A 22,279-nucleotide genomic window follows, 5' to 3' on the forward strand; every position below is an offset into this window, starting at 1 on the left:
CCGATGAGCGGAGTGGCAGTGTCCAAGGACAACGAGGTCTCCCCCGGGCCGCAGGAGGATCTGGTCGTCCTGTCCGGAGTGAACAAGCACTTCGGCGCGCTGCACGTGCTGCAGGACATCGACCTCACGATCGGCCGCGGCGAAGTCGTCGTCGTCATCGGGCCGTCGGGTTCCGGCAAGTCGACGCTGTGCCGCACGATCAACCGCCTGGAGACGATCGACGCGGGCACGATCACGATCGACGGGAAGCCGCTGCCCGCGGAGGGCAAGGAGCTGGCCCGGCTGCGGTCGGACGTCGGCATGGTCTTCCAGTCCTTCAATCTCTTCGCGCACAAGACCGTGCTCGAGAACGTGATGCTGGGTCAGATCAAGGTCCGCGGCACGGAGAAGAAGGCGGCGGAGGCCAAGGCCCGCACCCTGCTGGACCGGGTGGGCGTGGCCGCGCAGGCCGAGAAGTACCCGGCGCAGCTCTCCGGCGGCCAGCAGCAGCGTGTGGCGATCGCCCGCGCGCTCGCCATGGACCCGAAGGTGATGCTCTTCGACGAGCCCACCTCGGCCCTGGACCCCGAGATGATCAACGAGGTCCTGGAGGTCATGCAGCAGCTGGCCCGGGAAGGCATGACGATGGTGGTCGTGACGCACGAGATGGGCTTCGCCCGCTCCGCGGCCGACCGGGTCGTCTTCATGGCCGACGGCAGGATCGTCGAACAGGCCACCCCTGAGGAGTTCTTCAGCAACCCGCGGAGCGACCGGGCCAAGGACTTCCTCTCCAAAATCCTGCACCACTGAGCGAGTCGACGACCTAGTCTTCGCAACTCAACGCTACCCAAGGGACGTTCACCCATGAAGCTTCGCAACGCCTCCGCGGCCGCCGCGGCCGCCGTCGTCCTCGCCCTGACCGCCACCGCCTGCGGCAGCGGCTCGGACTCCGGCAGCAACGGTGACAAGATCACCATCGGCATCAAGTTCGACCAGCCGGGTCTCGGCCTGAAGACCCCGGACGGCTCGTACGCCGGTTTCGACGTCGACGTCGCCCGCTACGTCGCCAAGGAGCTGGGCTTCGCCGACGACAAGATCACCTGGAAGCAGGCCCCGTCGGCCGAGCGCGAGAACCTCATCAAGAACGGCGACGTCAAGTTCGTCGTGGCGAGCTACTCGATCAACGAGAAGCGCCTCAAGGAGGTCGACTTCGCGGGTCCGTACTTCCTGACCCACCAGGACCTGCTGGTCCGCGCCGACGACTCCTCGATCACCAAGGTCGAGGACCTCAACTCCAAGAAGCTCTGCTCGGTCACCGGCTCGACCTCCGCGCAGAACGTCAAGGAGAAGCTGGCCCCGCAGGCCGACCTCCAGCAGCTCGGCGGCTACTCCGAGTGCCTGACCGGCCTGGAGAACAAGCGCGTCGACGCCCTCACCACGGATGCCTCCATCCTCGCGGGCTACGCCTCGCAGAAGGAGCACCAGGGCAAGTTCAAGCTCGCCGGCCTCTCCATGAGCGACGAGAACTACGGCATCGGCCTCAAGAAGGGCGACACCGAGCTCAAGGGCAAGATCAACAAGGCCCTGGAGAAGATGGTGTCCGACGGCACCTGGGACAAGCTCGTGAAGCAGCACTTCGGCCCGTCCGGCTACAAGAACGAGCCGGCGCCGAAGATCGCGGGCTGACCCGTCCCCGCGCGCGAGCGGCCGTGGAGCCCCAACCCACCCCGCTCGCGACCCGGCCGTGACGGCCGCCCCGCCTCCGTACGGTGGCGGCCGTCCGCCCGCCGGCCACCGCCCGCGCGGAGGCCGGCCGTCCGACCCACCGACCACCAGGGAGAGCGCGGGGCATCGTGTTCGACTTTCTTGATTCCGGGCAGTACGACCTGCTCGGCGCCTTCTGGGTGACGGCGCAGCTCGCCCTCTACTCGGCCATCGGCTCGCTGATCTGGGGCACCGCCCTGGTCGCGATGCGGGTCAGCCCGGTCCCGCTGATGCGGTCCTTCGGCACCGCGTACGTGAACCTCGTCCGCAACACGCCGCTGACGGTCGTCATCGTGGCCTGCTCCCTCGTCCTCGACCAGACCCTCGGGGTGACGCTCGGCGGCGAGGACTTCGAGTCGATCGGCTTCCGCCTCGCGATCCTCGGCCTCACCGCCTACACCGGCACCTTCGTCTGCGAGGCGCTGCGCTCGGGCATCAACACCGTGCCGTCGGGCCAGGCCGAGGCCGCCCGGGCGCTGGGAATGAGCTTCACGCAGGTGCTGACCGTGGTGGTGCTGCCGCAGGCGTTCCGCGCCGCGATCACTCCGCTCGCCAACGTCCTCATCGCCCTCACCAAGAACACCACGGTGGCGGCGGCGATCAGCGCCGCCGAAGCCGCGTTCCTGATGAAGGGAATGATCGAGAACGAGGCGGACGCACTCTTCGTGATCTTCGCCCTCTTCGCCTTCGGCTTCATCGTCCTGACCCTCCCCACCGGCCTCTTCCTGGGCTGGGCGGCCAAGCGACTGGCGGTGAAGCGATGAGCTCCGTCCTCTACGACGTCCCCGGCCCCAAGGCCAAGCGTCGCAATGTCCTCTACACGATCGTCTTCCTCGCGGTCATGGGGCTGGTGGCCTACTGGGTGCTCTCCGCCCTTGCGGAGAAGAACCAGCTCGCGGTCGAGAAGTGGAGCCCGTTCGTCACGGACTCGCAGGTCTGGACGACATATCTGATCCCCGGTCTGACCGAAACCCTGAAGGCCGCCGCCCTCTCCATCCTGATCGCCCTGCCGCTCGGTGCGGCGCTCGGCATCGGCCGGCTCTCCGACCACCGATGGGTCCGTGTGCCCGTCGGGGCCGTGGTGGAGTTCTTCCGGGCCATCCCGGTGCTCCTCCTGATGATGTTCGCCAGCGCGGTCTATGCGGCGTACACCCCGGTCAGCTCCGACTTCCGCCCCCTCTACGCGGTCGTCACCGGCCTGGTGCTCTACAACGCCTCCGTGATCGCCGAGGTCGTCCGCGCCGGTGTCCTCTCGCTCCCCCGGGGGCAGGGCGACGCGGCCGTGGCGCTCGGCATGCGCAAGGGCCAGACGATGCTGTACGTGCTGCTGCCCCAGGCGGTCACGGTCATGCTGCCGGCCCTGGTCAGCCAGCTCGTCGTCATCGTGAAGGACACCGCGCTCGGCGGCGCGATGCTCGGCTTCGGCGAACTGCTCAGCCAGAACCGGCAGATCACCGCGAACTACGGCGCGAACACGATCGCCACCTTCACCGTCATCGCGCTGATCTTCATCGTGCTCAACGCGGTCATCACCCACCTCGCCGCCCGGCTGGAGCGCCGCCTGCGCCAGGGCCGCAAGGCGGGCGCGGTGAAGGACGTGGCCCCGGTTGTGAACGTCGAGGCGGGCGCGGCGGGCACGGGCGGCTGACCGAAGCCCTCCTGCCCCCGACCGCCATCCGACGGGCACGGTTCCCCCGAAGTTCCGTGCCCGTCCACTTCCGGCCCCGTCGTTCTTCCCCGGACCGCCTGCTTCCGGGGAGAGCGGCGGGGCCGGAGGTCCTGGTGGGGCCGGAAGCGGCCCCGGAGGTCGCTCCGAGCGGTCGGGAAGGGCTCCGGCCCGAGGTCCGCCGCACCACACCCATCGCGTCACTTGACGCAAAACACCCTGACTGGGTTGCATACGGTCTGTGATCAAGCACCGGGCTCGTGCCACACTCGACTGTGCTGCCCCCGTGACTTTCCGGCCTTTTGGAGCCGCGCCGTGGACCCGGTGATCATCGTGGGCGCGGGGCCGGTCGGCCTCGCGCTCTCCCTCGCGCTCGCCGCGCAAGGTGTGCCCAGCGTCGTCCTCGACGAGACCTCCGGCAAGGAGGACCCGCGACCGGCGCGGACCGTCGTGCTGCGCGCCGACACGGCGGGACTGGTCGAGCGGCTGGGCTGCGCGACCGTCCGCGACGAGGGGCTGCGCTGGGTCGGCTGGCGCGGGATGCAACGCCGCCGACCCGTCCGCCAGGTCGCCTTCGACCTGGGGCTCGGCGGTACGGAGGAGTGGTCCGAGGACCCGGCGGCCCCCGCCGCGCCGGCCGCCCCCCTGCACATCCCGCAGCACGCGCTGGCCCGCGGGCTGCGCGACGCCGTCGCCCGCGAGCCGCTGGTCCGGCTCGTCACCGACTCCCGCCTGGACACCGTCGAGCAGGACCGGACCGGGGTCACCGCGCACACCCGCGGCCCGGACGGCACCTGGTGGCGGGGCAGCCACCTCGTCGGCTGCGACGGCGCCCGCTCGACCGTCCGCAAGCTGCTCGGCGTCCGCTTCCCCGGCCGCACCGCCGTCGAACGGCACGCGGTCGCCGCCCTGCGTACCGAACTCCCCTGGCCAGGCGAGGCCCTGTCGTACCGTCAGCCGCCATGGCGCGGGGTCGGCGAGGAGGTCACCGCCCGTCCGCTGCCCGACGGCGTCTGGCGGATCGACTGGCTGCTGCCGCCGCGCGGCGAGCTCGTCACCCCGGACGCGCTCGTGACCCGCATCCGCGAGACCCTGGCCGGCTGGTGCGAGGGCATGACTCCCCCGTACGAGCTCCTCGACACCGGCGTCCACACGCTGCACCACCGACTCGCCCGCCGCTGGCGCGTCGACCGGGTGCTGCTCGCCGGGGACGCGGCCCATCTGCTGGGCGCGATCGGCACCCAGGGCCTCGACGAGGGCCTGCGGGACATCGACAACCTGGCCTGGAAGCTCGCCCTCACCTGGCACCGCGCGGCCCCGGACGCGCTGCTCGACAGCTACCAGAGCGAGCGCCGCACGGCGATCGCCGCACGGCTGCGCGCGGCCGACCAGGCCCTGCCCGTGCTGCGCGGCGGCGGAGGGCTGCGCGCCTATCTGCCGGGCGTGCTGCGCGGCCACGACGCCCTGCTGACCGACGGCCACCTGGGCCGGGGGCCGCTCGGCGCCTCCCCTGCCTATCCGCACTCGCCGCTCGCCGCGCCCTTCGACGAGGGCATGATCCCGGTGGGCACGCCGATCGGCGCCCCCGTCGAGGACGTCCGGGTGACGGCTCCCGACGACACGACGGTACGGCTGCGGGACCGGCTCGGACAGGCCCGCTTCCCCGTCCTGCTCGTCGCCCCCGGCTCCGGGGTGTGGGAGCGCCGGCACTGGCGGACCGCCGGTCTGATGCCCCGTCTGGAAGAAGCGGCCGAGGCGCTGCCGGTGGCGTCGGAGGTGCTGGTGACCGACGCCTACCCGGGCGCTCCCGCCCACGCAGTGCTGCTGATCCGCCCCGACGGGCATCTGGTCGCCGCCTTCGCCGGCGTCCGCGCGGAGGAACTGCGCGCGGCCGCGGAAGCCGCCCGGGGCAACGCCCCCGAGGAGACCGAGACCGCCGCCGCGCCGGAGGAGACCGCTCCGCCCGGCGGCTCCGGCTCCCGCGAGCGGGCCGCCGCAGGGGTGTCCGCCGAGGTCCCGGCACCGGCGGAGGCGTCCGTCGGGCGCGACCGGACTGCGGACGTCCATTGATTCGCGCGGGCGCGCGTGGTGTACTCCGGAACGTGACCGACACCGATGTGCGCCTGTGGCGGAGGGTCCATATGGACCTGATCCGCTACGCGGGCTGCGTGTGTCGCCCGTCCTTCTGAACTCGCTTCCCTTCCCCCGCGCGCCCCGCCGTGCCCACCCTGCCCGGGATCCATGTGTCCGGCGCGGTGTCCCCGGCGTCCTCCGGGTCTCCCGGCGCCCTCCGGGTCTCCCGCCGGTATCCCGGTGGGGTCTCTGCCGGTCCTCCGGCGCGGCGCGCACCCAGCGAACTCCAGGACGGTCACCCGTGCCCGCGACTTCTGTCACCCCCTCCCCCGTCACCACCCGGGCGGTCCCCGGTCCGCCGACCGCCGCCGAACTGCTCGACTTCGCCCGCCGCACCGCCGCCGACCAGGCCCTCGTCGACTCCCTGCCGCTCGACCCGGAGGGCCGGACCTGGGTACGTCTGGACGGCCCCGGCGGCAGTGAGGCGTGGCTCATCGGCTGGCCGCCCGGCACCGGCACCGGCTGGCACGACCACGCCGAGTCCTTCGGCGCCTTCGCCACCGCCCGGGGCAGCCTCACCGAGCACGCGCTCGCCGTCCGCCTCCCGGCGGGCGGCTGGAAGACCCTGGAGCTGGCCGAGGGCCTGGACCGCTCCCGCCGGCTCGACGCGGGCGACGGCCGCGCCTTCGGCCGCGACCACCTCCACGAGGTGCTGAACCTCTCCACCGACACCCACGCGGTGTCGGTGCACGCCTACTACCCGCCGCTCCCGCTGATCCGGCGCTTCAGCCGGACGGGCGCGGTGCTGCGTCTGGAGCACGTCGAGCGTCCGGAGGACTGGCAGTGAGCGAGACCCATGTCGGCATCGACGAACTTCTGGAGCGGGTGCGGTCCGGCCTCGACCGGGTCGACGCCCGCACCGCGTACGAGGAGTACGAGACGGGCGCGGCGCTCCTGGTCGACACCCGATACGCGGCTCTGCGCGATCGGGACGGCCTGGTCCCGGGCGCGCTGGTCGTGGAGCGGAACGAACTGGAGTGGCGGCTCGATCCGCTGGGCAACCACCGCTCCCCCCGGGCGACCGGACACGACCTCCGGGTGATCGTCTTCTGCAACGAGGGCTACGCCTCCTCGCTGGCCGCGGAGTCTCTCCGTCGCCTGGGTCTGCGCCGGGCGACGGACCTCGTCGGCGGCTTCCAGGCCTGGAAGGAGGCGGGCCTCCCGGTCCTCCTCCCCGCCGGCCGGGCGGCCCTCTGACAGCCCGCCCGGCTCCCGGCGCGCCGCCCGCGAGGCCGTCGGCGCCCTCGGAGCCGGGTCCGCTCCCGTCCTCGGAGCCGGGTCCGCTCCCGGCCTCGGTCCCGGGTCCGCTCCCTGCCTCGGCCCCGGGAGGAAGGTCCACCACGGCCTTCCGAGGGCGGGGCTAGTAGCCCTCCTCCAGGCCGTCCGTGGACTCGCCCTCTTCCTCCAGGGCCTGGCGGACCACCCGCAGGGCCATGCCTTCCGGGTACCCCTTACGGGCGAGCATGCCGGCGAGCCGTCTGAGCCGGCGGTCGCGGTCGAGGCCGCGGGTGGCACGGAGCTTGCGCGCCACCAGCTCTCGGGCGGTGGCCTCCTCCTGCTCGGAGTCCAGCCGGCCGACGGCCTCCTGCACGAGGCCGGGGTCGACGCCCTTGGTCCGCAGCTCGCGGGCGAGGGCCCGGCGGGCGAGGCCCCGGCCGTGGTGGCGGGACTCCACCCAGGCGCCCGCGAAGGCCGCGTCGTCGATGAGGCCGACGTCCTCGAAGCGGGCGAGGACCTCCTCGGCGATGTCGTCGGGGATCTCCCGCTTGCGCAGCGCATCGGCCAGCTGCTTGCGCGTGCGGGGGGTTCCGGTGAGCAGGCGCAGGCAGATCGCCCGCGCCCGCTCAGCCGGATCCTGGGGTGACAGCTCCTTCTCGGCCCTCGACGAGTCGGGGCTGTCACCCGGCCATTCGGTGCGACCGGTCACCGGTTCAGCTCTTGGCCACGGTGGCCGCCTTGGTCGCCTTGGCGGTCTTGGCCGCCGTGGCCGGGACGGCCTTGGCGTCGTCCGCGACGGCCGTGTCCGCCGCGCCCGCCGTCTCGGTCTCCGGCTCGGCCTTCGCGGCCTCGGGACGGACGCCGACGCCCAGCTTCTCCTTGATCTTCTTCTCGATCTCGTCGGCGAGGTCGGGGTTGTCCTTAAGGAAGTTGCGGGCGTTCTCCTTGCCCTGGCCGAGCTGGTCGCCCTCGTACGTGTACCAGGCGCCGGCCTTGCGGACGAAGCCGTGCTCCACGCCCATGTCGATCAGGCCGCCCTCGCGGCTGATGCCCTGGCCGTAGAGGATGTCGAACTCGGCCTGCTTGAACGGCGGGGCGACCTTGTTCTTCACGACCTTGCAGCGGGTGCGGTTGCCGACCGCCTCCGTGCCGTCCTTGAGGGTCTCGATGCGGCGGATGTCGATGCGCACCGAGGCGTAGAACTTGAGCGCGCGGCCACCGGTCGTGGTCTCCGGCGAGCCGAACATCACACCGATCTTCTCGCGGAGCTGGTTGATGAAGATCGCGGTGGTCTTGGACTGGTTGAGGGCGCTGGTGATCTTCCGGAGGGCCTGGCTCATCAGTCGGGCCTGGAGACCGACGTGGGAGTCGCCCATCTCGCCCTCGATCTCCGCGCGCGGGACGAGCGCGGCGACGGAGTCGATGACGATGAGGTCGAGGGCGCCGGAGCGGACCAGCATGTCGACGATCTCGAGGGCCTGCTCGCCGTTGTCCGGCTGGGACAGGATGAGGTTGTCGATGTCGACGCCCAGCTTGCGGGCGTACTCGGGGTCGAGGGCGTGCTCGGCGTCGACGAAGGCGACCTGTCCGCCGGCCTTCTGCGCGTTGGCCACGGCGTGCAGGGTCAGGGTCGTCTTGCCGGAGGACTCCGGGCCGTAGATCTCCACGACACGGCCACGCGGCAGACCACCGACGCCGAGGGCGACGTCGAGGGCGGTCGATCCGGTGGGGATCACCTCGATCGGCTCCTGGGTGCGGTCGCCCATGCGCATCACGGCGCCCTTGCCGAATTGGCGTTCAATCTGTGCGAGCGCGGCGTCGAGCGCCTTCTCGCGGTCGGTTCCTGCCATGGGTTCCACCCGGGGTGCTTGAGTCGATCGCTTCATGTGAAAGACGCTAACCCCTGCCACTGACAATGGGCCCCCGCGTCTCTCCGACCTGTGGACAACTCGCCGAGATGCCCGCGATTCCAAGGGCCGGAACCTTCATCAGAATGGATGTTCGATTTTCGTGTCAAGCGCGCCACGCGCTCCCTGTGGACAACCCCTAGTCACCGTCCTCGTCCCAGCCGGGGTCGAATCCCGGGCCCCCGCCCGGCCCTGCCGCCGCCTCGCCTTCGGCACGGGAGAGCGTCTCGCCGATCATGCGGGTGGCGAAGTCGCGGTCGCCGGCGATCCGGTTGATGTGCTCGGCCAGCAGCAGCGCGGTGGCCTCCAGCGCGGTCATCTCCTCCTTCGTCCAGTCCCCGTACTGGCGCCGCCAGAGGCTGGGGCTCAGGCCGGTGCCCGCCGCGACCACCAGGCCGGTCATGGTGGGGATCGCCTCGGGGCTGACGCTGCGGGGCATCATGCGCAGCGTGGCGACGAGACTGGGGACGACGTACTCGATGACATCCTTGTCGTGCTCCTCGTGGACGCCCCGCAGCCATTTCATGAACATGAAGACGAGCGTGCAGGCGCCGTCGAGCAGGTCGTGGACGCCTTGCAGGTCCAGGGACGCGGTGAGCTGGTCCAGCAGCTTCTGCTGTTCGGGGTCGGCCCCGGACCTGCCGTCGTGCACGGCCTTGAGCCGGGAGTCGATCACCATGAGCGCGCCGTCCACGTCGCCGGCGGGGGCGTGGCGGGGGTCGCAGGACGATGACACGGGCTTCCTCCTCGTCGGACCGCGTCGGCGCGGTCAGTCCGTACGGTAGGAGGCTGATCGGACGACTTCCGGCGGATCGCCGGAAACGACCTTCAGACGACTGAACCCGACCCGGTGCGTTGACCGGCGGGGTACTTGCCGTCCCGCTCACCCCATGGGCAGGAGGTCCGGGCGCTTGGCGGCGCGCCCGTCGCCGGACGACCGTCCGCGCAGGCGGCGCCCGATCCACGGCCCGAGGAAGGATCCGGCCCAGACGACCTCGCCGGCGGCGGCGCGCAGGCCGGTCGGGACCGGTCGGGGCGGCAGCGGCCTGGTCCAGGCGTCGTCGCTGCCCGGCAGGGCCAGGGCCTCGGCGACGGCCGCGGCGATGCGGGCGTGCCCGAGCGGCGAGGCGTGGAGCCGGTCGGCGCTCCACAGCCGGGCGTCGGTGACCACGTCGTGGTGGGCGGTCTCCGCGACGGTCACGCCGTGCCGGCGGGCGGCCTCCCGGATCCGGTCGTTGAGGGCGTGGACGCGGGGCGCCAGGGGGCGGGCCAGCGGGGTGATGCGGCCGACGTCGGGGAAGGTGACGGTCGCCACCCGGGCCCCCTGGGCGGTCAGGGCAGCGAAGGCGGCTTCCAGGTGCCCCGCGGTCTCGTCCGCGTCGAAGCCCGGCCGGAGCAGGTCGTTCACGCCGGCGACGACGGTGGCGAGGTCGGGCCGGAGCGCGAGGGCCGCGGGGAGCTGCTCCTCGCGCACCGCGCGGGCCAGGCGGCCCCGTACGGCGAGATTGGCGTACCGGACGCCGGGGTCCGCCCGGGCGAGGTGCTCGGCGAGCCGGTCGGCCCAGCCGCGCAGCCCGGTCCGGTCGTCGCCGTCACCGACGCCCTCGGTCTGGCTGTCCCCGAGAGCCACGTACCGCCGGTATCCCGCCGCGTCCATCTGTCGGCCACCTCTCCCGTACCCCACACGCCACCTATTCAATTTTTTGAGTATAGAGGGAGCGGGGCGGGTTCCGGGACCGATTCGGGGGTGCCCGCCGGTTCAGGCGTCCCCGGACTCCCCCGAGCTCTCCTTCTTGTGGTGCAGGGCCTTCTGGAGCCGGGCCACGACCGCCTCGCCGTACCGCCGGTGGCCGTGCACCCGGGGGTCGTCCGTCACGTCGTACCGCTTCACGTACGCCCCCAGGAACGCCTGGAGGGTCGCCACGGCGGGGATCGCGATCAGCGCGCCGACCGCGCCCAGCAGGGCGGTGCCCGCGATCACCGAGCCGAAGGCCACCGCCGGGTGGATGTCGACCGTCTTGGAGGTGAGCTTGGGCTGGAGGACGTAGTTCTCGAACTGCTGGTAGACCACGACGAAGCAGAGCACCCACAGCGCGTACCAGGGGTTCACGGTGAAGGCGATCAGCATCGGCAGCGCGCCGGCCAGGTAGGTGCCGATGGTGGGGATGAACTGCGAGACCAGGCCGACCCAGACCGCGAGGGCGGGGGCGTAGGGCACCTCCAGGATCTCCAGGAGCACGAAGTGGGCGACGCCGGAGATGAGGGCCATGAGGCCGCGCGAGTAGAGGTAGCCGCCGGTCTTGTCGACCGCGATCTCCCAGGCGCGCAGCACCTCGGCCTGGCGCTCGGGGGGCAGGACGGAGCAGAGCGCGCGGCGGAGCCGGGGTCCGTCGGCGGCGAAGTAGAAGGCGAAGAGGAAGATCGTCAGCAGCCGGAAGAGCCCGCCGAGGACGGTCGCGGAGACGTCGAGGACCCCGGTGGCGCTGTTCTGCACGTACTTCTGCAGCCAGTCCGACTTGAGGATGTTGTCCTGGACCTCGACCCGGGAGAGCTCCGTGTGGAAGGTCTCGTTGATCCAGTTGATGAGCGAGTCGAGGTACTTGGGGAAGTTCTCGACCATGTCGACGATCTGCCCGGCGAGCATCGAGCCGAGCAGCACGACGAAGCCGATGCCGACGGCCAGGACGCCGAAGAAGACGAGGAAGGTGGCGAGCCCCCGGCGCATCCCGCGCGCCGCCATGCGGCCGACGGCCGGTTCGATGGCGAGCGCGAGGAAGAAGGCGAGCAGGATGTTGACGAGCAGGCCGACGAGTTGGTGGAAGGCCCAGTCGCCCAGCAGGAAACAGGAGTAGAGGGCGAGCGCGAGGACCATCGCGCGAGGCAGCCAGCGCGGCATCCGCGCCCCGGCCGCGGCGGTGGTCACGACACCGTCGGAGGGCGGCTGTCCGCCGGGGTCCGCCGCGACGCCGGGCGACGCGCTCGCCTCGGTCGCCGCGCTCCGGGCGGCGACGGGCGCCGCGGCCGGCGCGGCGGGCGTCGCCGGTGTCTTCTGGGTGGTCTTCTCGGTGTCGTCAGTCGGGGCCACCCCGCCAGTCTCGCGCACCCGGCGGGCGATCCGTCCAGGCCCTGGCGGATCGCCGGCGGGGCGCGCCCGGCGCTCCCCGCCGGAGCGCTCTCGGCACGTGTCGCCGGACCTGCTCGGACTGGGCGCCGGAGCGCGCACGACAGTTGTCGCCGGAACCGCTCAGCGCTTGTCGCCGGACCCGCTCAGCGCTTCTCCGCCGGCACGTCCATGGCGGCGCAGACCACCCGCCACACGTCCTTCGCCTCCCAGCCGGCGTCCAGCGCCTCGCGCACGGTCCGGCCGCCCAGTTCGGACAGGACGTGGTCGCGCGCGAAGGAGTCCGCGTACCCGGAGCCGAAGTGATCGGCCATCCGCTCCCAGAAAATCGTCAACCGCATGACCCCAGTATCCCGCTCCCAAGAGTGCAGCCAGCCCGCCGGGGCTTGTCACCGCGCGGTTCCGCCCTACCGTCGGAACATGGCCGAAAAACCCCTCTCCTCACCGCCCGCTCCCCCGGCTGCACCCGGATCTCCGCTGGCCCGCGCCGAGCGGTTCGTCTGGCTGACGGCCCGCGTGCTCGAACAGCGCCGTTTCGCCTACCACTTCCTGCGCGGCGGCGCGGACCCGGTGGAGGCCGCCCTGACCGCGTACCTCGACGAGGACGGCGGTTACGGCCACGGGCTCGAACCCGACCTGCGGGGCCCGGTCAGCCAACCCCTGCACACCGCCCACGCGCTGCGGGTCCTGGACTCGATCGGCCGCTGCGGCGGGCTGCGGGTGGAGCGCGTCTGCCGCTATCTGACGGCGGTCTCCACGCACGAGGGGGCGCTGCCCGCGATCCACCCCTCGCAGCGCGGCTACCCGTCCGCGCCCTTCGTCCCGGTGGTGGACGACCCGCCCGGGGAGCTGCTGTCGACGGGCCCGGTCGTCGGCACCCTCCATCGCAACCAGGTCTGGCACGCCTGGCTGTTCCGCGCCACCGAGTTCTGCTGGGCGGCGGTGGAGTCGCTGGGGAAGTCGCACCCCTACGAGGTGCAGGCGGCGGTGGCGTTCCTCGACTCCGCGCCGGACCGGCCGCGCGCCCAGGCGGCGGCCGACCGGCTCGGTCGGCTGGTGCGCGAGCAGGGCCTCGCCGTGCTGGATCCGGGCCGGCCGGAGGACTTCCCGGTGGCCGACGGGTACGCGCCCGGCGAGCTGCACTTTCCGCATGACTACGCGCGCGTGCCGGACTCGCTCGCCCGCGGCTGGTTCACGGACGAGGAGGTGGCCCGCTCGCTGGACTTCCTCGCGGCCGAGCAGGCCGAGGACGGCGGCTGGCCGATCCGGTGGCGGGCCTGGGCGCCGGGATCGGAGCTGGAGTGGCGGCCGATCGTCACCATCGAGGCCCTGCGCACCCTGCGGGCGTACGGGCGTCCGCTGGACGACTGATCCCGGTCCACGCGCGCGCGTGGACCGGGATCGGGTGCTCGGCCCCGCGGTTCAGCCGCCCAGGGCCCGCACGCCCGCGGTCACGGCGACGGCGGCCCCCACCACGACCAGGAAGGGGGCGCGCAGGACGAGGGCGAGTGCGGCGGCGGCGACGCCGGCGGCCCGGGCGTCGAGCGTCAGGGCGGTGCCCGTGCCGAAGGTCTGCTGGGCGGTGAGCGCCGCGAGCAGGGCGACCGGGAGGAGCGCGGCGAGCCGCTGCACCAGCGGACGCTCCAGCGTCTGGGCCGGCACCAGCAGGCCGGTCAGCTTGACCAGGTAGCAGCCGACGACGGTGAGACCGATCGCGATCCAGACCTGGGTGGTGTTCAGCGCGTTCATCGGGCGGCCTCCGTGTCCTCGTCCTTCTTCCCGTCCCGCTCCTGGGCCCGGCGTCCCTGGAACCAGAGGACGGCCGGGGCGGCGAGCGCCGCGACGAGCACCGGCACGCCGGCCGGGAGGACGGGCAGCAGGCCCAGGCCGAGGACGACGGCGATCCCGGCCGTGGCCCGCTCGGTCGCGGTCCTCAGCATCGGGGCGAGCAGGGCGAGAAAGACGGCGGGACCGGCGGCGTCGAGACCCCAGGCGGCGGTGTCCCCGATGGCCTCGGCGCCGAGCGCCCCGAGCAGCGTGGTGAGGTTCCACAGGACGTACAGGGTCAGCCCGGTGACCGTGAAGCCGATCCGGGCGGAGCGCCGGTCCGGCTGCGCGAGCGCGACGGCCGTGGTCTCGTCGATGACCCACTGCGCGGCGAACGGCTTCACGGCCCTCGGCAGGGCGAGGAGCTGGGAGAGGCGCAGCCCGTAGAAGGCGTTGCGGGTGCCCAGGAAGAAGGCGCCGGCGGCGGCCGTGAACGGGTTCCCGCCGCCGGCGAGGGCGCCGACGAGGGCGAACTGCGAGGCGCCCGTGAAGACGAGCAGGCTGAGCACGCAGGTCTGGAGGAGGGTCAGCCCGGCGCCCGCCGAGGTGACGCCGAAGGCGAAGCCGGAGAGCCCGACGGCGACGCCGACGCCGAGCGCGTCCCTGACCACGGCCGCGTCGGCCTTCCGGGGCTCGGCCCCCAGGGCGCCGACGGCCCCGGTCCCGCCGCTCCCGGTCGTACCGGCGGGCGGGTCCTCACGTATGTCCCGCGTGGCGGGGTGTGCTGTCTGTTCTGCCACGCCCCCGACGTTACGGAGCGGCCGGCGGCCCGTCTTGTACGTTCTTGCGCACCAGGCCCCGGGCACGCTGGTAGGCCCCGGGCGGGACGCCGACACTGCGGGTGAAGTGCCGGTTCAGGTGCGGCTGGTCCGTGAAGCCGACGGCGACGGCGGCCTCGGCCGGTGGCGTCCCGGTGTCCAGCAGCCGCCGGGCCCGCCGCACGCGCGCGTCGGTGAGCCAGGTGTGCGGCGGCATGCCGTACTCGGTACGGAAGGCGCGCAGCAGGGCGAACGGGCTGGTGCCGAGGTCGGCGGCGAGCCGTTCCAGGGTGGGCGGCTCCGCCATCCGCTCCTCCAGGACGGCACGCGCGCGTGCCGCGTCCCTGGCGCCCGCGCTACGGGGCGTGAGCGGGCGCAGCCGGCCGCCGTGACTGCGCAGCATCCGCGCGGTGACCAGGCGCAGCAGGCTGTCCGCGGCGAGCGCGTTGCCCTCCTCGGCGGCCCGGTGCACGCCGATGACGAGCTCGGCGGCGTGGGGGTCGTCGACGACGGGCTGTGTGAAGCCGACCGGGCCGCGGACGGCGAGGACGTCGGCGGCGATGGACCGGATCAGCTCCGCGTCCGGGTAGATCGTGCGGTAGGTCCAGCCCTCGGGTGTGCCGGCGTACCCGGTGTGCGGGGTGTCCGGGTTCACCAGGGCGATCTGGCCCGGCCCGGCCCGGACGAGGTCGTTCTTGTAGTGGAACGCCTCGACGCCCTCGGTGATGGCGGCGTAGACGAAGCTCTCATGGGTGTGCCGGGAGAACGTCTTCTCTATGTAGTGGGCGTGCAGCAGGTCCACACCAGGCAGCTCGGCGTACTGCCAGTACCGTGCCCGCTCGCCCCTCGCCATGCCTCCATTCTGCGCCGACCCGGGCCGGGGCGACGACCGGGTGTCCACAGGTCAGAACGGGTGCGGACAGATCCAGCGGGGAACGGGACGGCCTCGGGACAGAGCTGGGGCGGGTCCGGGGCCGGACCCGGGCCGGGGCGGGGTAGGCCAGGATCCGGAGCCGGGTGGGCCAGGAGCCGGAGCCGAGTAGGCCAGGAGCCAGGACCGGACCGGAGCCAGGACAAGGACCAGCGACCAGGGACCAGGCAGGGCCTGATCCGGCCCCGGGGCGGGAAGCCCGGAGCGGGACCGACGCCCGGCCGACGCCCGGCCGACGCCCGGCCGACTGCGGGCCCACGCCCCGCCGACGCCGGGTTGTCCACAGGTCCGAGCGCTTGTCGGTGCCGGGGTGCACGATGGGGAGCATGGTCACGTCCGCACTCGAAGACTTCTCCCCGGCCACCCGCGGGTGGTTCACCGGGGCCTTCACCGCGCCCACAGCCGCCCAGGAAGGTGCCTGGCGGGCCATCGGCGCGGGTTCCGACGTGCTCGTCGTGGCTCCGACCGGCTCGGGCAAGACCCTGGCCGCCTTCCTGGCCTCCCTGGACCGGCTGGCGTCCGCCCCGGCCCCGGCCGACCCGAAGAAGCGCTGCCGGGTGCTCTACATCTCCCCGCTGAAGGCGCTCGCGGTGGACGTGGAGCGGAACCTCCGCTCACCCCTGACCGGCATCCGCCAGGAATCCGTCCGGCTCGGTCTGCCCGAGCCGGACGTACGGGTCGGCATCCGCTCCGGGGACACCCCGCCCGCCGAGCGCCGCGCCCTCGCCACCAAGCCGCCGGACATCCTGATCACCACGCCCGAGTCGCTCTTCCTCATGCTGACCTCGGCCACCCGGGAGGCGCTGGCCGGGGTGGAGACGGTCATCCTGGACGAGGTCCACGCGGTCGCCGGCACCAAGCGCGGCGCGCACCTGGCCCTCACCCTGGAGCGGCTCGACGAGCTGCTGCCCCGCCCCGCGCGCAGGATCGGCCTGTCGGCCACGGTCCGCCCGGTCGACGAGGTCGCCCGTTTCCTCTCGCCCGGCCGCCAGGTGGAGATCGTGCAGCCGCCGTCGGGCAAGGAGTTCGACCTCTCCGTCGTCGTGCCCGTGGAGGACATGGGCGAGCTGGGCGGCTCCCCCGCCTCCGAGGGCAAGGACGGCGGGGACAAGCCGTCGATCTGGCCGCAGGTCGAGGAGCGGATCGCCGACCTCGTCCAGGCCCACCGCTCCACCATCGTCTTCGCCAACTCCCGGCGCCTCGCCGAGCGGCTCTGCAACCGGCTCAACGAGATCGCCTACGAGCGGGCGACCGGGGAGCCCGCTCCGGAGGACGCCCCGCCCGCCGAGATCATGGCCCAGTCGGGCGCGGCGAAGGGCGCGCCGCCGCTGCTCGCCCGCGCCCACCACGGCTCGGTCTCCAAGGAGCAGCGGGCCCAGGTCGAGGAGGACCTGAAGGCGGGCCGGCTGCCCGCAGTGGTCGCCACCTCCAGCCTGGAGCTCGGCATCGACATGGGCGCGGTGGACCTCGTCGTCCAGGTCGAGTCGCCGCCCTCGGTGGCTTCCGGGCTCCAGCGCGTGGGCCGCGCGGGGCACCAGGTCGGCGCGGTCTCCACGGGCGTGGTGTTCCCCAAGTACCGGGGCGACCTGGTGCAGGCGGCCGTGGTCACGGAGCGGATGCGGTCGGGCTCGATCGAGTCGATGCGGATCCCCGCGAATCCGCTGGACGTGCTGGCGCAGCAGCTGGTGGCGATGGTCGCCCTCGACACCTGGCAGGTGGACGACCTGCTGACGGTGGTCCGCCGCGCCGCCCCCTTCGCCTCCCTCCCGGAATCGGCCTTCACGGGCGTGCTGGACATGCTCGCGGGCCGCTACCCCTCGGACGCGTTCGCCGAGCTGCGCCCGCGCGTGGTGTGGGACCGGGTCGCGGGCACGGTGACCGGCCGTCCGGGCGCGCAGCGGCTCGCGGTCACCTCCGGCGGCACCATCCCGGACCGGGGCCTGTTCGGAGTGTTCCTGGCCGGCGCGGACCCGAAGAAGGGCGGTGGCCGGGTCGGCGAGCTCGACGAGGAGATGGTGTACGAGTCGCGGGTCGGCGACGTCTTCACGCTGGGCACCACGTCCTGGCGGATCGAGGACATCACCCGCGACCGGGTCCTCGTCTCGCCCGCGCCGGGGGTGCCGGGCCGGCTGCCGTTCTGGAAGGGCGACCAGCTGGGCAGGCCGCTCGAACTGGGCCGCGCGGTGGGCGCGTTCCTGCGCGAGCTGGGGGCGCTCGGCGAGGAGGACGCCCGGCTGCGGCTGGTGTCGGCGGGCCTGGACGCCTGGGCCGCGGACAACGTCCTCTCGTATCTGCGGGAGCAGCGCGAGGCGTGCGGGCACGTGCCGGACGACCGGACGATCCTGGTGGAGCGGTTCCGCGACGAGCTGGGCGACTGGCGGGTCGTCGTCCATTCCCCGTTCGGGGCGCAGGTCCACGCGCCGTGGGCGCTGGCGCTGGGCGCCCGGCTCGCCGAGCGGTACGGCATGGACGCGCAGGTGATGCACGCGGACGACGGCATCGTGCTGCGGCTCCCGGACGCCGACCTGATGGGCCTCGACATGGGGCTCGACCTGCTGGACCACGAGCCGGTCGACCCGGGCCGCCACCAGGACACGGCGTACGACGCCGACCAGGCGCCGGTCGGGGCGGCGGACACGCTGTTCGACAAGGGCGAGGTCGCGCAGATCGTCACCGATCAGGTGGGCGGCTCGGCGCTGTTCGCCTCCCGGTTCCGTGAGTGCGCCGCGCGTGCCCTGCTGCTGCCGAAGCGGAACCCCGGGAAGCGGACCCCGTTGTGGCAGCAGCGGCAGCGGGCCTCGCAGCTGCTCCAGGTGGCGAGCGAGTTCGGCTCGTTCCCGATCGTCCTGGAGGCCGTCCGCGAATGCCTCCAGGACGTCTTCGACGTCCCCGGTCTGATCGAGCTGATGGGGGACGTCGAGGCCCGTCGGGTCCGCCTCGTCGAGGTCACCACCCCCGAGCCCTCGCCCTTCGCCCGCTCGCTGCTCTTCGGCTACGTGGCGCAGTTCCTGTACGAGGGGGACTCCCCGCTCGCCGAGCGCCGGGCGGCCGCGCTCTCCCTGGACTCCCGGCTCCTCGCGGAGCTGCTGGGCCAGGCGGAGCTGCGCGAGCTGCTCGACCCGGAGGTGCTGACGGAGCTGGAGCGGGAGCTCCAGTGGCTCACCGAGGACCGGCGGATCAAGGACCTGGAGGGCGTCGCCGACCTGCTGCGGGTCCTCGGTCCGCTGACCGACGCGGAGCTGGCCGCGCGCGGCGCCGAGGAGGACTGGGTGCGCGAGCTGGCCCGGGCCCGCCGGGCGATCGCGGTGCGGATCGGGGGTGCCGACCACTGGGCGGCGATCGAGGACGCGGGCCGGCTGCGGGACGCCCTCGGCACCGCGCTGCCGGTCGGCGTCCCGGAGGCGTTCACCGAGCCGGTCAAGGACCCCCTCGGCGACCTCCTCGCCCGGTTCGCCCGCACCCACGGCCCCTTCACCTCCTCGCAGGCGGCCGCCCGTTTCGGTCTGGGCGCGGCCGTCACCGACGGCGCCCTCCAGCGCCTCGCCGCGGCCGGCCGGGTCGTGCAGGGCGAGTTCCATCCCTCGGGCATCGGGCAGGAGTGGTGCGACGCGGCCGTCCTGCGCCGGCTGCGCCGCCGCTCCCTGGCGGCCCTGCGGCACGAGCTGGAGCCGGTGCCCCCGGCGGCGCTGGCCACCTTCCTGCCCCAGTGGCAGCACCTCGGCGGCAACAGCCTGCGCGGGATCGACGGGCTGGCCCGGGCGGTGGAGCAGCTCCAGGGGGCGCCCGTGCCGGCCTCGGCGCTGGAGAAGCTGGTCCTGCCTTCCCGGGTCGGGGGCTACGCGCCGGCGATGCTCGACGAGCTGACCACCACCGGCGAGGTCGTCTGGGCCGGTGCGGGCTCGCTGCCCGGCAAGGACGGCTGGGTCTCGCTCTATCTGGCGGACGCGGCCCCGCTGCTGCTGCCCCCGCCGCACCCGCTGGAGCTCACCGCGCTCCACGAGTCGGTCCTGACGGCGCTCTCCGGCGGGTACGGCCTGTTCTTCCGCCAGATCGCCGATCAGGTCCGGATCACCACCCACCCGGACGCCACCGACCCCCAGCTCGCCGACGCCCTGTGGGACCTGGCCTGGTCGGGCCGGCTCACCAACGACACCCTGGCGCCGCTTCGCTCCCTCCTCGGTTCGGGCCGCACGGCCGGCTCCACCGCCCACCGGGCGCGCCGCACGGTGCCGCGCGGCCGGTTCGGGACGCTGGGCGCCACCCGTCCGGCGTCCCGCTCGGGCCCGCCGACGGTCTCGGGCCGCTGGGCGCTGCTGCCGCCCCCCGAGCCGGAGCCGACGCACCGGGCGCACGCGCTCGCCCGCACTCTGCTGGACCGGCACGGTGTGGTGACCCGCGGTGCCGTCGCCGCCGAGGGGGTGGAGGGCGGTTTCTCGGCCGTCTACCGGATCCTGTCCGCCTTCGAGGAAAGCGGCCAGGCCCGGCGGGGCTATGTGGTGGAGGGACTCGGCGCGGCCCAGTTCGCGATGGACGGGGCCGTGGACCGGCTGCGGGCGGCGGCGACCGCCCGGGACCGGGGCGCCGAGGCGGGGACAGGCCCGCGCGCGGTGGTCCTGGCCGCCGCCGACCCGGCGAGCGCGTACGGGGCGGCGCTGCCCTGGCCCGAGCCGCCGACCGGCGCCGGACACAAGCCGGGCCGCAAGGCGGGTGCGCTGGTGGTCCTGGTCGACGGCGAGCTGACGCTGTACGTGGAGCGCGGCGGCAAGACGGTGCTGTCCTGGCCGATGGAACCGGACGATCCGGCCCTGGCGGCGGCGGCCGGAGCGCTGGCCGACGCCGCCCGGGCGGGCGCGCTGGGGACGGTCACGGTGGAGCGGATCAACGGCGCGACGGCCCTGACCTCCCCCCTGTCCCGGCCCCTGGAGGCGGCGGGCTTCGTGGCCACTCCCCGCGGCCTCCGTCTGAGGGCCTGACCACCGCGGAGGATCGCCGATGCCCGAAGGAGACACGATCTGGCAGGCCGCCCGCCGGCTGCACGAGGCGCTGGCCGGGCGGGTCCTGACCCGGGCGGATCTACGGGTGCCGCGCTTCGCGACCGCCGACCTCACGGGCCGGAAGGTGCTGGACGTCACCCCGCGCGGCAAGCACCTCCTGACCCGTATCGCCGGCGGGCTCACCCTCCACTCGCACCTGCGGATGGACGGGGCGTGGCGGCTGTACGCGACCGGGGAGCGCCCGCGCGGCGGCCCCGAGCACCAGATCCGCGCGATCCTCGGGAACGACCGGTACACCGCGTACGGCTACCGTCTGCCGGTCCTGGAGCTGATCCGTACCGCCGAGGAGGCCGGCGCGGTGGGCCATCTCGGCCCCGACCTCCTCGGCCCGGACTGGGATCCGGAGGAGGCGGTGCGCCGGCTCCTCGCCGACCCGGCCCGTCCGCTCGGCGAGGCCCTGCTCGACCAGCGCAACCTCGCCGGCATCGGGAACGTGTACAAGTCGGAGCTGGCGTTCCTCGCGGCCGTCACCCCGTGGCTGCCGGTCGGGGAGCTGGCGCCCGACGTGCCGCCCCGCCTGGTGGCGACCGCCCATCGCCTTCTGGAGGCGAACAAGGACCACCCGGACCGGCGCACCACGACGACCCGCCGCCCCCGCACACCGCTGCACGTGTACGGCCGCGCGGGCCGCCCCTGTCTGCGGTGCGGCGCCGCCGTCCGCAAGGCGGAGCTGGGCGACCGGGTCACGTACTGGTGCCCGGGCTGCCAGCAGGGCCCCGACGCCGACCGGTGAGACCCCACCGGTGGCCGGCGGGGCCCGCCCATGCCCGACAAGGCCCCCCGACCGACAAGACCCCACCCTCGACCCACCAGACCCACCGACGCCCGGCAGGGCCCCGACCGCCGAGCAGCACACCCCCGTCGCCCCTCCCCGGGATCGGCGCCCCGCCGGATTGACGGCCCGTCAGATCCGGCCGTACGGTCCCCTCATGAGCCTCCCGGCGTACGACCTCACCGGCCGCACCGCGTTCGTGACGGGCGCCGCGAGCGGCATCGGCCGCGCGAGCGCGATCCTCCTCGCCCGGGCGGGCGCGCGCCTGCACGTCGCGGACCGCGACGAACCGGGACTGGAGGAGACGGCCGCCCTGATCGTCGGCGAGGGCGGCACGGCCCGCGTCCACCCCCTCGACGTGACCGACCGGGCCGCGCTCGCCGCCGCCGTGGACGCGGCCCGCCCCCTGCACGTGATGGCGGCGGTCGCCGGGATCATGCACACCAGCTCGGTCCTGGAGACCCGGGAGGAGGATCTCGACCGGGTCCTCGCCGTGAACTTCAAGGGCGTGCTCCACGCCTGCCAGGAGGCGGCCCGCTCGATGATCGCCTCCGGCACCCGGGGCTCCATCGTCACCATGGCCTCGGGCGCGATGGACACCGCGAGCCCCGGCCTGCTCTGCTACAGCGTCGCCAAGGCCGCCGTCGTCCAGCTCACGAAGACGCTCGCGGTCGAGGCGGGCCCGCACGGCATCCGGGTGAACGCGGTCGCGCCCGGCTGGGTGCGCACCCCCATGACGGACCGCCATGAACCGGCCGCCCAGGAGCAGGCCGAGGCCGCGATGGTCCGTCACTCCCCGCTGCGCAGGGTCGGCGAACCGGACGACATCGCGCACGCGGTCCTTCACCTCGCCTGCGACGCCTCCTCGTTCACGACGGGCCAGATCCTGCGCCCGAACGGTGGCGTCGCCATGCCCTGGTGAGACGCGCGGGCGGGCGGGAGGAGGCGGCCACGTGCACCGGCAGCAGGCTCAGCCCCCAGCCGCCCGCGGCGACCGCCCCCTCGACCGCTCCGGACTCGCCCGGAACCAGCAGCAGGCGCAGCACCGCCCACCACCAGAGCCCCCCGGCCACCAGTCCGACCGCGATCAGCGTGAGCGTCACCAGCGGAACCCGTCGCCGTACCATGGCCGCCTCCTGCGCTCGACGC

22 protein-coding genes are annotated in these 22,279 nt (G+C 73.7%); 12 read left to right on the plus strand and 10 right to left on the minus strand.

Annotated elements, in window-relative coordinates; genetic code table 11:
* Positions 1-3 precede the first annotated feature (3 nt).
* From ACF1BN_RS29285 to ACF1BN_RS29320, 8 genes are all read left to right on the plus strand, one after another.
* Positions 4-789: an amino acid ABC transporter ATP-binding protein gene (locus ACF1BN_RS29285; protein ID WP_376601693.1), complete on the plus strand. Its 786-nt coding sequence runs from the start codon at positions 4-6 to the stop codon at positions 787-789.
* 54 nt (positions 790-843) lie between these two features.
* Positions 844-1,665, plus strand: a complete 822-nt coding sequence (locus ACF1BN_RS29290; RefSeq protein ID WP_392334601.1) for a glutamate ABC transporter substrate-binding protein — start codon at positions 844-846, stop codon at positions 1,663-1,665.
* A 167-nt stretch (positions 1,666-1,832) separates the two neighbouring features.
* Positions 1,833-2,507, plus strand: coding sequence for an amino acid ABC transporter permease (locus ACF1BN_RS29295; RefSeq protein ID WP_392334602.1), 675 nt, complete (start codon positions 1,833-1,835; stop codon positions 2,505-2,507).
* Positions 2,504-3,391: an amino acid ABC transporter permease gene (locus ACF1BN_RS29300; protein ID WP_392334603.1), complete on the plus strand. Its 888-nt coding sequence runs from the start codon at positions 2,504-2,506 to the stop codon at positions 3,389-3,391. Before ACF1BN_RS29295 ends, ACF1BN_RS29300 begins: the two co-directional genes overlap by 4 nt.
* 333 nt (positions 3,392-3,724) lie before the next feature.
* On the plus strand, positions 3,725-5,479 hold the full coding sequence (locus ACF1BN_RS29305; RefSeq protein WP_392334604.1) for an FAD-dependent monooxygenase: 1,755 nt from the start codon (positions 3,725-3,727) through the stop codon (positions 5,477-5,479).
* Between the two features lie 47 nt (positions 5,480-5,526).
* Entirely contained in the window at positions 5,527-5,598 is a 72-nt protein-coding gene (locus tag ACF1BN_RS29310) for a putative leader peptide (protein ID WP_350813796.1), read from the plus strand.
* 185 nt (positions 5,599-5,783) lie between these two features.
* Complete coding sequence (locus ACF1BN_RS29315) at positions 5,784-6,329, plus strand: cysteine dioxygenase (protein WP_392334605.1); 546 nt, start codon at positions 5,784-5,786, stop codon at positions 6,327-6,329.
* Complete coding sequence (locus ACF1BN_RS29320) at positions 6,326-6,739, plus strand: rhodanese-like domain-containing protein (RefSeq protein ID WP_392334606.1); 414 nt, start codon at positions 6,326-6,328, stop codon at positions 6,737-6,739. The genes ACF1BN_RS29315 and ACF1BN_RS29320 overlap by 4 nt, the downstream gene beginning before the upstream one ends.
* Before the next feature lie 163 nt (positions 6,740-6,902).
* On the opposite strand, the gene recX is transcribed toward ACF1BN_RS29320, so the two are convergent.
* The 6 genes from recX to ACF1BN_RS29350 all read right to left on the minus strand — a co-directional run bounded on the left by recX (position 6,903) and on the right by ACF1BN_RS29350 (position 12,129).
* Positions 6,903-7,469, minus strand: coding sequence for a recombination regulator RecX (gene recX / locus ACF1BN_RS29325; RefSeq protein ID WP_392334607.1), 567 nt, complete (start codon positions 7,467-7,469; stop codon positions 6,903-6,905).
* Positions 7,470-7,473: 4 nt separating this feature from the next.
* Positions 7,474-8,610, minus strand: coding sequence for a recombinase RecA (recA, locus tag ACF1BN_RS29330; RefSeq protein WP_392334608.1), 1,137 nt, complete (start codon positions 8,608-8,610; stop codon positions 7,474-7,476).
* A 196-nt stretch (positions 8,611-8,806) separates the two neighbouring features.
* Positions 8,807-9,403 carry a hypothetical protein gene (locus ACF1BN_RS29335; RefSeq protein ID WP_392334609.1) on the minus strand — a complete coding sequence of 199 codons (597 nt, stop codon included), beginning with the start codon at positions 9,401-9,403 and terminating at the stop codon, positions 8,807-8,809.
* A gap of 147 nt (positions 9,404-9,550) precedes the next feature.
* Complete coding sequence (locus ACF1BN_RS29340; protein WP_392334610.1) at positions 9,551-10,324, minus strand: SGNH/GDSL hydrolase family protein; 774 nt, start codon at positions 10,322-10,324, stop codon at positions 9,551-9,553.
* A gap of 102 nt (positions 10,325-10,426) precedes the next feature.
* Positions 10,427-11,563, minus strand: coding sequence for an AI-2E family transporter (locus ACF1BN_RS29345; protein ID WP_392334632.1), 1,137 nt, complete (start codon positions 11,561-11,563; stop codon positions 10,427-10,429).
* Positions 11,564-11,934: 371 nt separating this feature from the next.
* Entirely contained in the window at positions 11,935-12,129 is a 195-nt protein-coding gene (locus tag ACF1BN_RS29350) for a DUF3046 domain-containing protein (protein WP_376606151.1), read from the minus strand.
* 79 nt (positions 12,130-12,208) lie between these two features.
* Between ACF1BN_RS29350 and ACF1BN_RS29355 the strand changes: the two genes are divergently transcribed.
* The gene (locus tag ACF1BN_RS29355; protein WP_392334611.1) at positions 12,209-13,159 is read left to right on the plus strand and encodes a hypothetical protein; all 951 of its coding nucleotides are present in this window, start codon (positions 12,209-12,211) and stop codon (positions 13,157-13,159) included.
* 51 nt (positions 13,160-13,210) lie between these two features.
* Here the strand turns inward: ACF1BN_RS29355 and ACF1BN_RS29360 are convergent, their stop codons facing one another.
* From ACF1BN_RS29360 to ACF1BN_RS29370, 3 genes are read right to left on the minus strand one after another with little or no spacing between them, the layout of a single operon-like run.
* On the minus strand, positions 13,211-13,537 hold the full coding sequence (locus ACF1BN_RS29360; RefSeq protein ID WP_392334612.1) for an AzlD domain-containing protein: 327 nt from the start codon (positions 13,535-13,537) through the stop codon (positions 13,211-13,213).
* Positions 13,534-14,355 carry an AzlC family ABC transporter permease gene (locus ACF1BN_RS29365; RefSeq protein ID WP_392334613.1) on the minus strand — a complete coding sequence of 274 codons (822 nt, stop codon included), beginning with the start codon at positions 14,353-14,355 and terminating at the stop codon, positions 13,534-13,536. Before ACF1BN_RS29365 ends, ACF1BN_RS29360 begins: the two co-directional genes overlap by 4 nt.
* Before the next feature lie 10 nt (positions 14,356-14,365).
* The gene (locus ACF1BN_RS29370; protein WP_392334614.1) at positions 14,366-15,226 is read right to left on the minus strand and encodes an AraC family transcriptional regulator; all 861 of its coding nucleotides are present in this window, start codon (positions 15,224-15,226) and stop codon (positions 14,366-14,368) included.
* A 404-nt stretch (positions 15,227-15,630) separates the two neighbouring features.
* Here ACF1BN_RS29370 and ACF1BN_RS29375 point away from each other — a divergent pair, with 404 nt between their 5' ends.
* The 3 genes from ACF1BN_RS29375 (at position 15,631) to ACF1BN_RS29385 (ending at position 22,052) form a co-directional block, all read left to right on the plus strand.
* A complete protein-coding gene (locus ACF1BN_RS29375; RefSeq protein WP_392334615.1) occupies positions 15,631-20,277 on the plus strand; it encodes a DEAD/DEAH box helicase in 4,647 nt (1,548 codons plus the stop codon).
* 19 nt (positions 20,278-20,296) lie between these two features.
* Positions 20,297-21,091 (plus strand): Fpg/Nei family DNA glycosylase, encoded by a 795-nt coding sequence (locus ACF1BN_RS29380; protein ID WP_392334616.1) that lies wholly within the window; start codon positions 20,297-20,299, stop codon positions 21,089-21,091.
* 196 nt (positions 21,092-21,287) lie between these two features.
* Positions 21,288-22,052: an SDR family NAD(P)-dependent oxidoreductase gene (locus ACF1BN_RS29385; protein ID WP_392334617.1), complete on the plus strand. Its 765-nt coding sequence runs from the start codon at positions 21,288-21,290 to the stop codon at positions 22,050-22,052.
* Here ACF1BN_RS29385 and ACF1BN_RS29390 read toward each other — a convergent pair.
* Entirely contained in the window at positions 22,000-22,257 is a 258-nt protein-coding gene (locus tag ACF1BN_RS29390) for a hypothetical protein (protein ID WP_392334618.1), read from the minus strand. The genes ACF1BN_RS29385 and ACF1BN_RS29390 overlap by 53 nt on opposite strands.
* Positions 22,258-22,279: the final 22 nt, after the last annotated feature.

Source organism: Streptomyces sp. NPDC014861, assembly GCF_043081625.1.
In the GTDB taxonomy this organism is placed as follows: domain Bacteria; phylum Actinomycetota; class Actinomycetes; order Streptomycetales; family Streptomycetaceae; genus Streptomyces.